The following is a 14,606-nucleotide window of genomic DNA, read 5'->3' as shown; positions in this document are numbered from 1 at the left end:
AAAATCGCGATGATGGTCGCCAGCTATTGAGCCCACCAATACGCTTTTAACTGCCTCAAATCAAAAATTGTCACCAGAAGGTTAACTAAAATCCCAGCTCGTTAACCATTTTGCGTCCCTGACCGGCCGCGTTTTTCAGGAAAAATTATGGAGCTGCTCTGCCCCGCCGGTAACCTCCCGGCACTTAAGGCGGCCATCGAAAACGGCGCCGATGCCGTGTATATCGGGCTGAAAGATGACACCAATGCCCGCCACTTTGCCGGCCTTAATTTCACCGAAAAGAAATTGCAGGAAGCCGTCAGCTTTGTGCACCAGCATCGCCGTAAGCTACATATCGCGATTAACACCTTCGCCCATCCCGACGGTTATGCCCGCTGGCAGCGTGCTGTGGATATGGCCGCGCAATTGGGCGCCGACGCGCTTATCCTCGCCGATATCGCCATGCTGGAGTACGCCGCGGAACGCTATCCGCACATTGAACGTCACGTTTCAGTGCAGGCGTCCGCCACTAACGAAGAGGCGGTGCGTTTTTATCACCGCAACTTTGACGTTGCCCGCGTCGTACTGCCGCGGGTGTTATCCATTCACCAGGTGAAACAGTTAGCCCGCGCCACGCCGGTGCCGCTGGAAGTCTTCGCCTTCGGTAGCTTATGCATCATGGCGGAAGGCCGCTGCTATCTCTCGTCGTATCTCACCGGCGAATCGCCAAATACCGTCGGCGCCTGTTCGCCCGCGCGCTTCGTCCGCTGGCAGCAAACGCCGCAGGGGCTGGAGTCACGCCTTAACGAAGTGCTGATCGATCGCTATCAGGATGGCGAGAATGCCGGTTATCCGACGCTGTGCAAAGGCCGCTACCTGGTCGACGGCGAGCGCTACCACGCGCTGGAAGAACCCACCAGCCTCAATACCCTGGAGCTGTTGCCAGAACTGATGGCCGCCAATATCGCCTCGGTAAAAATCGAAGGCCGTCAGCGCAGCCCGGCATACGTCACCCAGGTAGCGAAAGTCTGGCGTCAGGCGATCGACCGCTGTAAAGCCGATCCGCAGAATTTCGTGCCGCAATCCGCATGGATGGAAACCCTTGGTTCGATGTCCGAAGGAACGCAAACCACCCTTGGCGCCTATCACCGTAAATGGCAGTGAGAAACATGAAATATTCATTAGGGCCGGTGCTGTACTACTGGCCAAAAGAGACGCTGGAAGATTTTTACCAGCAGGCGGCAAACAGTAGCGCTGACACCATTTATCTGGGCGAGGCGGTGTGCAGCAAGCGCCGCGCCACTAAAGTCGGCGATTGGATCGAAATGGCGAAAGCGCTGGCCGGTAGCGGCAAGCAGGTGGTGCTCTCCACCCTCGCGCTGGTGCAGGCCTCCTCCGAACTGGGCGAGCTGAAGCGCTATGTCGAGAACGGCGAATTCCTGATTGAAGCCAGTGACCTCGGCGTGGTCAACCTCTGCGCCGAACGCAAGCTGCCCTTCGTCGCCGGTCATGCGCTGAACTGCTACAACGCCGTCACTTTGCGCCTCCTGCTGAAGCAGGGCATGACGCGCTGGTGCATGCCAGTGGAGCTTTCCCGCGACTGGCTGGCTAATTTGCTGACCCAGTGCGAAGAACTGGGCATTCGCAACCAGTTTGAAGTCGAAGTGCTGAGCTACGGCCATCTGCCGCTGGCTTATTCCGCGCGCTGCTTTACCGCCCGCTCGGAAGACCGGCCAAAAGACGAATGCGAAACCTGCTGCATCAAGTACCCAACCGGGCGCAGCATGCTGTCGCAGGAGAACCAGCAGGTGTTTGTGCTTAACGGCATTCAGACGATGAGCGGCTACGTCTATAACCTTGGCAACGAGTTAACCTCGATGCACGGTCTGGTGGATATGGTGCGCCTGTCGCCGATGGGCAGCGAGACCTTCGCTATGCTCGACGCCTTCCGCGCCAACGAAAATGGCGCTGCGCCGCTGGATCTCACCGCCAACAGCGATTGCAACGGCTACTGGAAACAGCTGGCCGGGCTGGAGCTGCAGGCGTAAGGTGAAGTGTAAAAGCTCACTTTGTTAACAACGGTTATTAATTTTTAATGCACTATTAAAAGATTCACCGTCGACAAAGTGAGCTGTTATGACTGATAAAACCATTCCGTTCTCGGTGCTCGATCTGGCGCCGATCCCGCAGGGATCTTCGGCTAAAGAAGCCTTTTCCCACTCTCTCGCTCTCGCCCGGCTGGCGGAATCCCGCGGCTACCACCGTTACTGGCTGGCTGAGCACCATAATATGGTGGGCATTGCCAGCGCGGCGACCTCGGTGTTGATTGGGTATCTTGCCGCCAATACCACCACCCTGCATCTGGGCTCCGGAGGCGTGATGTTGCCAAACCATTCGCCGCTGGTGATCGCCGAACAGTTCGGCACCCTGAATACGCTGTATCCCGGACGTATCGATCTCGGCCTTGGCCGCGCGCCGGGCAGCGATCAGCCGACCATGCGCGCGCTGCGTCGCCATATGAGCGGCGATGTCGATAATTTCCCGCGCGATGTGGCGGAGCTGGTGGACTGGTTTGACGCCCGCGATGCTCATCCGCAGGTGCGCCCGGTTCCCGGCTATGGCGAACGAATTCCGGTGTGGCTACTGGGCTCAAGCCTGTACAGCGCGCAGCTGGCGGCGCAGCTTGGTCTGCCGTTTGCTTTCGCCTCTCACTTCGCGCCGGACATGTTATTCCAGGCGCTGCATCTGTATCGCAGCAATTTCAAACCTTCGGCGCGGCTCGAAAAACCGTACGCGATGGTATGCATCAATATTATCGCCGCCGATAGCAATCGCGACGCGGAGTTCCTCTTTACTTCGATGCAGCAGGCCTTCGTTAAGCTGCGCCGCGGCGAAACCGGGCAGTTGCCGCCGCCGGTGGAAAATATGCATCAGCTGTGGTCAGCGTCCGAGCAGTATGGTGTGCAGCAGGCATTAAGCATGTCGCTGGTTGGCGATAAAACCAAAGTTCGCCACGGGTTAGCGTCGATTCTTCGCGAAACGGAAGCGGACGAAATCATGGTTAACGGCCAGATCTTCGACCACCAGGCGCGCCTGCATTCCTTTGATTTAGCGATGCAGGTGAAAGAGGAGTTGTTAGGTTAGTGACGCGGTAAGCCCGGTGCGCGTCACGCCACCGGGCGATGCGGTTATTGATAAACCGGCAGCAGATTAAAGCTCGACAGGAAATGCACCACCGCGTTGCCGAGCCCGAACAGCAGGATCAGCGTAATCATCGGTTTTCCGCCCCAAACGCGGAACTGTGGGCTACCGAAGCGTTTACGCGAAGCGCGGGCCAGCAGCGCCGGCACAATCGCCGCCCATACCGTCGCCGCCAGACCGGCATAGCCGATGGCGTAAAGGAAGCCATCTGGTTTCACCAGCCCGCCGATCATCGGCGGGATAAAGGTCAACAGCGCGGTTTTAAAGCGTCCCATCGCGCTATCGTCAAAGCCAAACAGATCCGCGAGATAATCGAACAGCCCCAGCGTCACGCCGAGGAAGGAACTGGCGACGGCAAAGTTGGAGAACACCACCAGCAGCAGATCCAGACCGCGGCTATTCAGCACGCCGCTCAGCGCCTGCACCAGCACATCAATGTTGCCGCCCTTCTGGGCGATACCGATAAACTGCGGACGAGGGATATTACCCATCGTCACCAGCAGCCAGACCACATACAGACCCAGCGCCAGCAGCGTACCGTAAATCAGACAGCGGGTAATGGTACGCGGATCCTTACCATAATATTTCATCAGGCTCGGCACGTTACCGTGATAGCCAAACGAGGCCAGACAGAACGGCAGCGTCATCAGCAGATATGGCGCATAGGAGGCATTCTTCTCCACGACGTTAAACAGCGTCGTCGGCTCGACGTGCCCCAGCAGGCTGCCGAAGGTCAGAAAGAAGGTAATCACCTTAGCGCCCAGTACGATAGCCGTCATGCGGCTTACCGCTTTCGTGCTCATCCAAACGATAAAGGCCACCAGCAGCGCGAAGCCGAAGCCCGCAGCGCGCGCGGGTACGTTCAGCGACATTTCACTGAAGGTGTGGTGCAGGATCGAACCGCTCGCCGAAATATAGGCGTAGGTCAGGATATACAGCACAAAGGCGATCGACACGCCGTTTACCAGGTTCCAGCCTTTGCCGAGCAGGTCTTTGGTAATGGTGTCGAAGCTGGAGCCAATCCGGTAGTTAAGGTTGGCTTCCAGAATCATCAAACCGGAGTGCAGCATGCAGAACCAGGTAAAAACCAGCGCCGCCAGCGACCAGAAGAACCACGCGCCGGACATAACCACCGGCAGCGAGAACATGCCCGCGCCAATAATTGTGCCGCCGATAATCACCACGCCGCCAAATAAAGACGGTCGGGTGGCCGTAGTGGTTAGTGTCGCCATTTGCCGAAATCTCCAGTCGAAAATACTTCGCTCACGTTGAGCATGACGCACTGTACCAGTACACGAGTACAAAAGAAATAAAAAAAGCCCCAATCATGACGATCGGGGCTGTATTATTTACTTTACGCTAGCGGATTGCGCTTATTACGCATCGCCACCGAAACGACGACGACCCGCGGAATCATCACGGCGCGGCGCGGAAGCATCGTCACGACGCGGCGCGCGGCCGCCTTCACGACGTTCGCCGCTGAAACGACGACCTTCACCACGACCGCCTTCACGACGTTCGCCACCGAAGCTACGACCGCCTTCACGACGCTCGCCGCCGAAGCCACGACCGCCTTCACGACGCTCGCCGCCGCCACGACGTTCGGTGCGCGGCTGCGCATCGCCCAGCAGCTGCATGTTCATCGGCTTGTTCAGGATGCGGGTACGAGTAAAGTGCTGCAGCACTTCGCCCGGCATACCTTTCGGCAGTTCGATGGTGGAGTGAGAACCGAACAGCTTGATGTTACCGATGTAACGGCTGCTGATGTCGCCTTCGTTAGCGATCGCGCCAACGATATGACGAACTTCAACGCCGTCATCACGGCCCACTTCAATGCGGTACAGTTCCATTTCACCCACGTCACGACGCTCACGCTTCGGACGATCTTCACGATCGCCACGCGGACCGCGGTCATTACGGTCGCCACGGCGTTCGAAACGGTCATCACGATCGCGGAATTCACGACGCGGACGCATCGGCGCATCCGGCGGAACGATCAGAGAACGTTCGCCCTGGGCCATTTTCAGCAGCGCAGCGGCCAGCGTTTCTACGTCCAGCTCTTCGCCTTCCGCGGTCGGCTGGATTTTCGCCAGCAGCGCACGGTACTGGTCCAGATCGCTGCTTTCCAGCTGCTGCTGAACTTTAGCGGCGAATTTCTCCAGGCGACGTTTGCCCAGCAGTTCTGCGTTCGGCAGTTCTACTTCAGGGATCGTCAGCTTCATCGTACGTTCGATGTTACGCAGCAGGCGACGCTCACGGTTCTCAACGAACAGCAGCGCGCGACCCGCACGACCCGCACGACCGGTACGGCCGATACGGTGAACGTAAGATTCGGAATCCATCGGGATGTCATAGTTAACAACCAGGCTGATACGCTCAACGTCCAGGCCGCGGGCCGCAACGTCGGTGGCGATCAGGATGTCCAGACGACCGTCTTTCAGGCGCTCCAGGGTCTGCTCACGCAGCGCCTGGTTCATATCGCCGTTAAGCGCGGCGCTGTTATAACCGCTACGCTCCAGCGCTTCTGCCACTTCCAGGGTCGCGTTTTTGGTACGCACGAAGATAATCGCCGCATCAAAGTCTTCCGCTTCCAGGAAACGCACCAGCGCTTCGTTTTTACGCATGCCGTAAGCAGTCCAGTAGCTCTGGCTGATGTCCGGGCGCGTGGTGACGCTGGACTGAATGCGCACTTCCTGCGGCTCTTTCATGAAGCGGCGGGTAATGCGACGAATCGCTTCCGGCATAGTGGCGGAGAACAGAGCGGTCTGATGACCTTCCGGGATCTGCGCCATAATGGTTTCTACGTCTTCGATAAAGCCCATGCGCAGCATTTCATCTGCTTCGTCCAGTACCAGGCCGCTCAGTTTAGAGAGATCCAGCGTACCGCGCTTCAGGTGGTCCAGCAGACGACCCGGGGTACCGACAACGATCTGCGGCCCCTGACGCAGGGCGCGCAGCTGCACGTCATAACGCTGGCCGCCGTACAGGGCAACCACGTTTACGCCGCGCATATGTTTAGAGAATTCCGTCATTGCTTCAGCAACCTGTACCGCCAGTTCGCGGGTCGGCGCCAGCACCAGAATCTGCGGTGCTCTCAGCTCAGGATCGATGTTGTTCAGCAGCGGTAAAGAGAACGCTGCGGTCTTACCGCTACCGGTCTGAGCCATACCCAGAACGTCGCGGCCGTCCAGCAGATGCGGAATGCACTCAGCCTGGATCGGAGATGGTTTTTCGTAACCCAGATCGTTAAGCGCTTCAAGGATAGGAGCCTTCAGGCCCAGATCTGCAAAAGTGGTTTCGAATTCAGCCATGTAGTACGTGTGCCTCAAAATTAATGGCGGCCAGTCTACATAACTCATCGTGAAAATTTAGAGTAATTCTCATTGAAAAGTGTGAACCGGCTCAAAGTAGGTGTATTAACGAACAACAACGCCCTCACCCGCGAAGGTGATGGCAATCAAAAAATGGGCTGATGTGTGTTCGTCAGCTATTGCTGGTCCGATTCTGCCAGGTCATCTTGCTCCTGGCCCAAGAGCGATAATTCCAACAATGCGTATCGGTGCTCAACGTAGTTATGAACGTTGTTAGCGACCGCCAGTTTGAACAGTGCCGTAGCGCTGTCCTTGTCCCCCAGACTTAGGTAGTACTTACCTAAATAGAAGTTGGTTTCACTGAGATGCTCAGCGAGCGAGGTGTTATCCGTTGCGTCTGCCTTCAGACGGGTCATCAGCTCTTTTTCGCTAATGTCGCCAAGGTAGAACTCGACAATGTTCCATCCCCATTGCTCTTTATCCGACTTGTTGAAGCGCTGTTTCAGTGCTTCAAGCGCCTGCTTCTCATCAAGCTTACGCTCGGCGAGGTATAACCACAGACTGCGGAAAGGATCATTGGGATCGTCTTGATAAAACGCCAGCAGATCATCTTGCGCTAACTTAGCACGGCCACCGTAATACAGAGCGATGCCGCGGTTTAAGTGCGCGTAGTTGTAAGTTGGATCAAGCTCAAGTACAGAATCAAACGCTTCATAGGCAGCATCAAAATTGCCTGCCTGCGTTAAATAAATGCCTAAGTAATTGAATACTTCAGGCATATCGGGTCGGATTGCCAGCGCTTGTGAAAAATCATTTCGCGCTAATGCCCTCAGACCGAGACTATCATACAACACTCCGCGCTCATATAAAAGCTGTGCGCGTTCGTCATCGGTTAAAGCCCGACTGGCAAGAATTTGTTCCATGCGCGCCAGAATCACTTCTTGCTGCAAAGTCGGTTGCAATGGTACCGCGAGGACGGCGTCCTTACGCCAGGCAGAGTTGCTGCATCCTGCCAGCGTGAGAGCTGTCGCCACGAAACACCAGCGCAGAAAAGGCTTCATTTCCCACTCCCGAAGACAACGATTGGATGAACGTCCAGTTCCCCGGCTGCAAAAAGGCATCCTGCCCGGAATAGACCCTCCGCCGAAGCGGAGGGCAATCGGCAACCTTACTCGCCCTGCTCTGCGGCCGGAGCTTCCGGCGCGGTAGCTGGCTGAGTCTGCTCAGTTGCTTCTTTAATGCTCAGACGTACGCGGCCCTGACGGTCAACTTCCAGAACCTTAACCGGTACTTCCTGACCCATCTGCAGGTAATCAGTCACTTTCTCAACGCGCTTGTCAGCGATCTGAGAGATGTGAACCAGACCTTCTTTACCGCCGCCGATGGCAACGAATGCGCCAAAGTCAACGATGCGGGTCACTTTACCATTGTAGATACGGCCAACTTCGATCTCAGCGGTGATCTCTTCGATACGGCGGATAGCATGCTGCGCTTTGTCGCCGTCGGTCGCTGCGATCTTCACGGTACCGTCATCTTCGATTTCGATGGTGGTGCCGGTTTCTTCGGTCAGAGCACGGATAACAGAACCGCCTTTACCGATAACGTCTTTGATCTTGTCCGGGTTGATCTTGATGGTGTGGATACGCGGTGCGAATTCGGAGATGTCGCCGCGCGGCGCGTTAATCGCCTGTTCCATCACGCCCAGGATGTGCAGACGCGCACCTTTAGCCTGGTTCAGAGCAACCTGCATGATTTCTTTGGTGATACCTTCAATTTTGATATCCATCTGCAGCGCAGAGATACCGTCGCGAGAACCCGCAACTTTGAAGTCCATATCGCCAAGGTGGTCTTCGTCACCCAGAATGTCGGACAGTACGACGAAGTTGTCGCCTTCTTTCACCAGACCCATTGCGATACCCGCAACGGCGGCTTTCACCGGCACGCCAGCGTCCATCAGCGCCAGAGATGCGCCACAGACGGAAGCCATGGAAGAAGAACCGTTGGATTCGGTGATCTCAGATACCACGCGAACGGTGTACGGGAATTCGTCGATTGTCGGCATTACGGCCAGAACGCCGCGCTTAGCCAGACGACCGTGACCGATTTCACGACGCTTCGGAGAACCCACCATGCCAGTTTCGCCTACGGAGTACGGAGGGAAGTTGTAGTGGAACAGGAAGGAGTCCGTGCGCTCGCCCATCAGTTCGTCGATGTTCTGCGCGTCGCGTGCGGTACCCAGAGTCGCGGTAACCAGCGCCTGAGTTTCGCCGCGGGTAAACAGTGCGGAACCGTGAGTACGCGGCAGTACGCCGGTACGAACGTCCAGACCACGGATCATGTCTTTTTCGCGGCCATCGATACGCGGCTCGCCTGCCAGTACGCGGCTACGAACAACGTTTTTCTCGATGGCGTGCAGGATTTCACCCAGTTCGTTGGCGTCCAGGGTTTCATCTTCAGCAACCAGCGTAGCGATGGTTTCAGATTTGATCACGTCAACCTGAGCGTAACGCTCTTGTTTGTCGGTGATACGGTAAGCATCGCTCAGGCGGGATTCAGCCAGCGCAGCAACGCGCGCGTTCAGCGCTTCGTTGACCGCTTCCGGCTGCCAGTCCCAACGTGGTTTACCGGCTTCTTTCACCAGGTCGTTGATGTTCTGAATTACAACCTGCTGCTGCTCGTGGCCAAAGACCACCGCGCCCAGCATCTGGTCTTCGCTCAGCAGTTCAGCTTCGGATTCAACCATCAGTACGGCCGCTTCGGTACCGGCAACCACCAGATCCAGTTTGCTGGATTTCAGCTCTTCCTGGGTTGGGTTCAGTACGTACTGGTCGTTGATGTAACCCACGCGAGCGGCGCCGATTGGGCCATTGAACGGAATACCGGACAGAGACAGCGCTGCGGATGCGCCGATCATCGCGACGATATCCGGGTTAACCTGCGGGTTAACGGAAACAACGGTCGCGATAACCTGAACTTCGTTAACGAAGCCTTCCGGGAACAGCGGACGAACCGGGCGGTCAATCAGACGCGCGATCAGGGTTTCGCCTTCGCTTGGACGGCCTTCACGACGGAAGAAGCCACCCGGGATTTTACCGGCAGCGTAAGTACGCTCCTGGTAGTTAACAGTCAGCGGGAAGAAGTCCTGGCCCGGTTTCGCTTTTTTCTGACCCACAACGGTAACGAATACCGCGGTGTCATCCATGCTAACCATCACAGCGGCCGTTGCCTGGCGCGCCATCATGCCGGTTTCCAGGGTTACGGTGTGCTGGCCGTACTGGAATTTACGAACGATCGGATTAAGCAAAATTCTATCCTTTTATCTAAAAATGACGCCATATCCACGATATCGCGCCTGATGACCCGATCCTCTGCATCCTCGCGACTAATGACAACCTTTACCCGCCCCTGCGGATGAAGCCTCTCATTAGCCGCGCGAACCTCTGCATGAAGATCATTAATAGCAACAATACATGAGTTTTTAATGAATTGCTGCCGCCCGGTCGAAAAAAGGGGCCGTGAGGCCCCTTTTTCTGAAACTCGCAGAATTAGCGACGCAGACCCAGACGCTCGATCAGCGCGGAGTAACGTGCAACATCTTTACGTTTCAGGTAGTCGAGCAGTTTACGACGCTGAGAAACCATGCGCAGCAGACCACGACGGCTGTGGTGATCTTTTTTGTGCTCTGCAAAGTGACCCTGCAGGTGGTTGATCTGTGCAGTCAGCAGTGCAACCTGAACTTCAGTAGAACCGCTGTCGTTTGCGCCACGACCGAACTCAGAAACGATTTGTGCTTTAGCTTCAACGCTTAGAGACATTTTCAAACTCCAAAATTATAAGTAAAGAAAGGGTGCCGATCTCTAATTCAGCAACCCCTGATGCAACGCCCGAAAATGTTAAAACACTTTAGCGGACGTTAAGCGGCGATATTCTACTCGTAGCAGGCTTTTATCGCAACAAAAGCGCTCACTGCGGGTATTCCACCACCAGACGACGGGGCGCGACGCGGCCTTCATCGTCGATTTCGCCCATGCCGAGGAACTTGCCGGACTCGCTTTCCATCACCCGCACCAGCCCGTTAAGCGGCGCGCCTGACTGACGAACCGGATTACCGTTCTTAAAGTAGACCGCGGAAGTTTCTGGAATATGAACCAGCGGGTAATCCGAAGCCGGGCTGTCCATCGGCATCAGCAGCGGATCAAGCAGTTGCGCGGCAGGAATATCCTGCGCCGCCGCCTGTTCGACCAGCGCCTGCAGCTGCTCCAGGGTCACCATCCGCTCGACCGGGTATTTGCTCACCGCCAGGCGACGCAGGAAAATCACGTGCGCGCCGCAGCCAAGTTTCTCACCCAAATCATCGATAATCGTACGGATGTAGGTGCCTTTCGAGCAGTGGATCTCAAGCTCCAGTTCATCGCCTTCATGGCGAATAAACAGCAGCTCATAGACCGTAATCGGCCGGGCTTCACGCGGAACCTCAATGCCCTGACGAGCGTATTCGTACAGTTTTTTACCCTGATACTTCAGCGCCGAGTACATCGACGGCACCTGCTGAGTCTCGCCGCGGAAGCTATCCAGCGCCGCCGCCAGTTGTTCTTCGCTAAAGGTTAGCGGGCGTTCTTCCACCACCTGACCATCGGCGTCGGAGGTATCCGTACGCTGGCCAAGTTTGGCGATCACGCGATAACGCTTATCGGAGTCCAGCAGATACTGGGAAAACTTAGTCGCTTCGCCAAGGCAAACCGGCAGCATACCGGTCGCCAGCGGATCCAGCGCGCCGGTATGCCCAGCGCGGTTGGCGTTATAAATACGTTTTACTTTCTGCAGCACATCGTTGCTGGAGGCGCCCTGAGGCTTATCCAGCAGCAATACGCCGTGCACGTCGCGGCCGCGACGACGAGGACGACTCATTAGTCCTCCTTGCTGTCGTCCGGGTTAACACGACGCTCATCGTCGTGTTTCACCACGCTGGTAACCAGGTTGGACATGCGCATCCCTTCGACCAGCGAGTTGTCGTAGAAGAAAGTCAGTTCCGGCACGATGCGCAGGCGCATCGCTTTGCCCAGCAGAGAGCGGATAAAGCCAGAGGCTTCCTGCAGCGCTTTGATGCCCGCTTTCACCGCGGCTTCATCTTTGTCGTTGAGGAAGGTGACATACACTTTGGCATAGGCCAGGTCACGGGACATTTCCACGCCGGAAACGGTGGTCATCATGCCCAGACGCGGGTCTTTGATTTCACGCTGCAGGATGATGGCAATTTCTTTTTGCATCTCCTGGGCCACGCGCTGCGGGCGACCAAATTCTTTCGCCATAATAAATTCTCCAGAATAAAGACAAAAAAGGGGCCAAAAGCCCCTTTTTAAAATTATTGCCGGGTGGCGCTTCGCTTACCCGGCCTTCGCATAGCTATCTGACGATTAATCGATGCTACGCTGGATTTCGATGATTTCGAACACTTCGATCATATCGCCAACGCGAACGTCGTTGTAGTTCTTCACGCCGATACCACATTCCATGCCGTTACGGACTTCGTTAACGTCATCTTTGAAGCGGCGCAGGGATTCCAGCTCGCCTTCATAGATCACCACGTTGTCGCGCAGGACGCGGATTGGGTTGTGACGTTTAATCGTACCTTCGGTAACCATACAGCCCGCGATGGCGCCGAATTTCGGCGATTTGAAGACATCACGCACTTCAGCCAGACCGATGATCTGCTGTTTCAGTTCCGGAGACAGCATGCCGCTCATCGCTGCTTTCACTTCGTCGATCAGGTTATAGATGACGGAGTAGTAACGCAGATCCAGGCTTTCTGACTCGATAACTTTACGTGCGGAAGCATCGGCACGAACGTTGAAGCCAACCAGAATCGCGTTGGAAGCGGCAGCCAGGGTCGCGTCGGTTTCGGTGATACCACCTACGCCGGAACCGATGATCTTCACTTTAACTTCGTCGGTAGACAGTTTCAGTAAGGAATCGGAAATCGCTTCGACAGAGCCCTGCACGTCCGCTTTCAGCACGATGTTCACTTCGTGAACTTCGCCTTCGGTCATGTTAGCGAACATGTTTTCCAGTTTAGATTTCTGCTGGCGAGCCAGTTTAACTTCACGGAATTTACCCTGACGATACAGCGCAACTTCACGCGCTTTTTTCTCGTCACGAACAACGGTAACTTCATCACCCGCCGCCGGAACGCCGGACAGACCGAGGATTTCCACCGGAATGGACGGACCCGCTTCCAGCACTTCGCGACCCAGTTCGTCACGCATCGCACGTACGCGGCCATATTCAAAGCCACACAGTACGATATCGCCCTTATGCAGAGTACCTTCGCGAACCAGAACGGTAGCTACCGGACCGCGACCTTTATCCAGGAAGGATTCGATGACCGCGCCGCTCGCCATACCGTTACGTACCGCTTTCAGTTCGAGAACTTCAGCCTGCAGCAGGATTGCGTTCAGCAGGTCGTCGATACCGGTACCGACTTTCGCTGATACTGGGATGAACTGCGCTTCACCGCCCCACTCTTCCGGCATCACGCCGTACTGGGAGAGTTCGTTCTTCACGCGATCCATATCCGCTTCCGGCTTATCGATCTTGTTCACTGCAACCACTACCGGCACCTGCGCCGCTTTGGCGTGCTGGATAGCTTCCACAGTCTGCGGCATCACGCCGTCGTCTGCCGCCACCACCAGAACCACGATATCCGTCGCCTGCGCGCCACGAGCACGCATAGAGGTAAACGCGGCGTGGCCCGGGGTATCCAGGAAGGTGATCATGCCGTTGTCGGTTTCTACGTGGTACGCGCCGATGTGCTGGGTAATACCACCCGCTTCGCCGGAGGCAACCTTAGTAGAACGAATGTAGTCCAGCAGAGAGGTTTTACCGTGGTCAACGTGACCCATGATGGTCACTACCGGTGCGCGCGGTTCAGCCGCAGCGCCGGTGTCACGGTCGCTCATTACTGCTTCTTCCAGCTCGTTTTCACGACGCAGGATAACTTTGTGGCCCATCTCTTCGGCAACCAGCTGTGCGGTTTCCTGGTCGATGACCTGGTTGATGGTCGCCATCGCGCCCAGTTTCATCATCGCTTTGATGACCTGAGAGCCTTTGACCGCCATCTTGTTGGCCAGCTCGCCAACGGTGATGGTTTCGCCGATCACAACATCACGGTTAACGGCCTGAGCCGGCTTCTGGAAGCCCTGCTGCAGAGAAGAACCTTTACGATGTTTGCCGCCTTTACCGCCGCGAACGGCCGCACGGGCTTCTTCACGGTCAGCTTTGGATTCAGCGTGTTTGTTGCCTTTCTTCGCCGGACGCGCAGCTTTGCTGTTACGGCCACGGCCGCGACCGCCTTCAACTTCACGATCGTTATCATCTTCAGCCTGACGCGCATGCTGAGAGGTGGTTACGTGGTAGTCGGTCGTTTCTTCTGGGGTTTCCGGAGTTTCACTCCAGTTTTTTTCATTTTCTTCAGCCATACGGCGTGCTTCTTCCGCTACACGGCGCGCTTCTTCTTCAAGTTTGCGGCGTGCTTCTTCTTCCGATTTGCGCTTCAGCTCCGCTGCTTCGTTCTCACGGCGGATCTTTTCAGCCTGGGCGGTCTTGGTCATTTCGTCGGTATGTTGATTGCTCACTTTGTCTTTTTCCGCGGCTTCACGTTTCGCTTTATCAGCGACTTCACGTTTAGCTTGTTCTGCGGCCTCACGTTCAGCTTTTAATTGCGCCTCGCGTTTAGCTGCTTCTTCAGCTTCACGACGGGCCTGCTCTTCCGCTTCACGCTGCGCCTGCTCTTCCGCGGCCAGGCGTTCAGCCTCTTGCGGATCGCGTTTCACAAAGGTGCGTTTCTTGCGGACTTCGATTTGTACCGATTTACTCTTTCCACCGGTACCTGGAATATTTAACGTGCTGCGCGTTTTACGCTGCAACGTCAGCTTGTCAGGCGCCGAGCCGTGTTCACGGTTCAGGTGCGTTAACAAGGTTTGCTTCTCTTGCGCGGTCACAGAATCATCAGCCGATTTGCGAATGCCTGCATCAGCAAATTGCTGTATCAGGCGATCCACAGAGGTCTGAATTTCTGAGGCCAGCGCTTTAATAGTCACATCTGTCATGCTGTTCCTT

At 56.1% G+C, this 14,606-nt stretch carries 12 protein-coding genes; 3 read left to right on the top strand and 9 right to left on the bottom strand.

Features of this window, described 5'->3' with window-relative positions:
* The first annotated feature begins 147 nt into the window (after positions 1 to 147).
* The 3 genes from ubiU to PGR23_RS22490 all read left to right on the top strand — a co-directional run bounded on the left by ubiU (position 148) and on the right by PGR23_RS22490 (position 3,123).
* Positions 148 to 1,143: a ubiquinone anaerobic biosynthesis protein UbiU gene (ubiU, locus tag PGR23_RS22500; RefSeq protein ID WP_045377933.1), complete on the top strand. Its 996-nt coding sequence runs from the start codon at positions 148 to 150 to the stop codon at positions 1,141 to 1,143.
* A gap of 5 nt (positions 1,144 to 1,148) precedes the next feature.
* Positions 1,149 to 2,027 (top strand): U32 family peptidase, encoded by an 879-nt coding sequence (locus PGR23_RS22495; RefSeq protein ID WP_320482934.1) that lies wholly within the window; start codon positions 1,149 to 1,151, stop codon positions 2,025 to 2,027.
* Between the two features lie 88 nt (positions 2,028 to 2,115).
* A complete protein-coding gene (locus PGR23_RS22490) occupies positions 2,116 to 3,123 on the top strand; it encodes a luciferase-like monooxygenase (protein WP_045394935.1) in 1,008 nt (335 codons plus the stop codon).
* A 44-nt stretch (positions 3,124 to 3,167) separates the two neighbouring features.
* Here the strand turns inward: PGR23_RS22490 and mtr are convergent, their stop codons facing one another.
* The 9 genes from mtr to infB all read right to left on the bottom strand — a co-directional run bounded on the left by mtr (position 3,168) and on the right by infB (position 14,596).
* Positions 3,168 to 4,412 carry a tryptophan permease gene (gene mtr / locus PGR23_RS22485; protein WP_045394937.1) on the bottom strand — a complete coding sequence of 415 codons (1,245 nt, stop codon included), beginning with the start codon at positions 4,410 to 4,412 and terminating at the stop codon, positions 3,168 to 3,170.
* 144 nt (positions 4,413 to 4,556) lie between these two features.
* Positions 4,557 to 6,491: a DEAD/DEAH family ATP-dependent RNA helicase gene (locus tag PGR23_RS22480; protein WP_015369531.1), complete on the bottom strand. Its 1,935-nt coding sequence runs from the start codon at positions 6,489 to 6,491 to the stop codon at positions 4,557 to 4,559.
* Positions 6,484 to 6,564, bottom strand: a complete 81-nt coding sequence (gene yrbN, locus PGR23_RS22475) for a protein YrbN (protein WP_396280083.1) — start codon at positions 6,562 to 6,564, stop codon at positions 6,484 to 6,486. The genes PGR23_RS22480 and yrbN overlap by 8 nt, the downstream gene beginning before the upstream one ends.
* 103 nt (positions 6,565 to 6,667) lie before the next feature.
* A complete protein-coding gene (nlpI, locus tag PGR23_RS22470; RefSeq protein WP_020077841.1) occupies positions 6,668 to 7,552 on the bottom strand; it encodes a lipoprotein NlpI in 885 nt (294 codons plus the stop codon).
* A 107-nt stretch (positions 7,553 to 7,659) separates the two neighbouring features.
* Positions 7,660 to 9,795, bottom strand: coding sequence for a polyribonucleotide nucleotidyltransferase (pnp, locus tag PGR23_RS22465; protein WP_045394938.1), 2,136 nt, complete (start codon positions 9,793 to 9,795; stop codon positions 7,660 to 7,662).
* A 241-nt stretch (positions 9,796 to 10,036) separates the two neighbouring features.
* Entirely contained in the window at positions 10,037 to 10,306 is a 270-nt protein-coding gene (gene rpsO, locus PGR23_RS22460; protein ID WP_045394940.1) for a 30S ribosomal protein S15, read from the bottom strand.
* A 148-nt stretch (positions 10,307 to 10,454) separates the two neighbouring features.
* A complete protein-coding gene (gene truB, locus PGR23_RS22455; RefSeq protein ID WP_045394942.1) occupies positions 10,455 to 11,399 on the bottom strand; it encodes a tRNA pseudouridine(55) synthase TruB in 945 nt (314 codons plus the stop codon).
* Positions 11,399 to 11,800 carry a 30S ribosome-binding factor RbfA gene (gene rbfA / locus PGR23_RS22450; RefSeq protein ID WP_002918248.1) on the bottom strand — a complete coding sequence of 134 codons (402 nt, stop codon included), beginning with the start codon at positions 11,798 to 11,800 and terminating at the stop codon, positions 11,399 to 11,401. The genes truB and rbfA overlap by 1 nt, the downstream gene beginning before the upstream one ends.
* Before the next feature lie 105 nt (positions 11,801 to 11,905).
* Positions 11,906 to 14,596 (bottom strand): translation initiation factor IF-2, encoded by a 2,691-nt coding sequence (gene infB / locus PGR23_RS22445; RefSeq protein ID WP_015703597.1) that lies wholly within the window; start codon positions 14,594 to 14,596, stop codon positions 11,906 to 11,908.
* Positions 14,597 to 14,606 lie beyond the last annotated feature (10 nt).

The sequence above is a fragment of the Klebsiella sp. 141162 genome, from assembly GCF_050600755.1.
Classification (GTDB): domain Bacteria; phylum Pseudomonadota; class Gammaproteobacteria; order Enterobacterales; family Enterobacteriaceae; genus Klebsiella; species Klebsiella aerogenes.
This window is presented reverse-complemented; position numbering and strand designations above follow the sequence as displayed.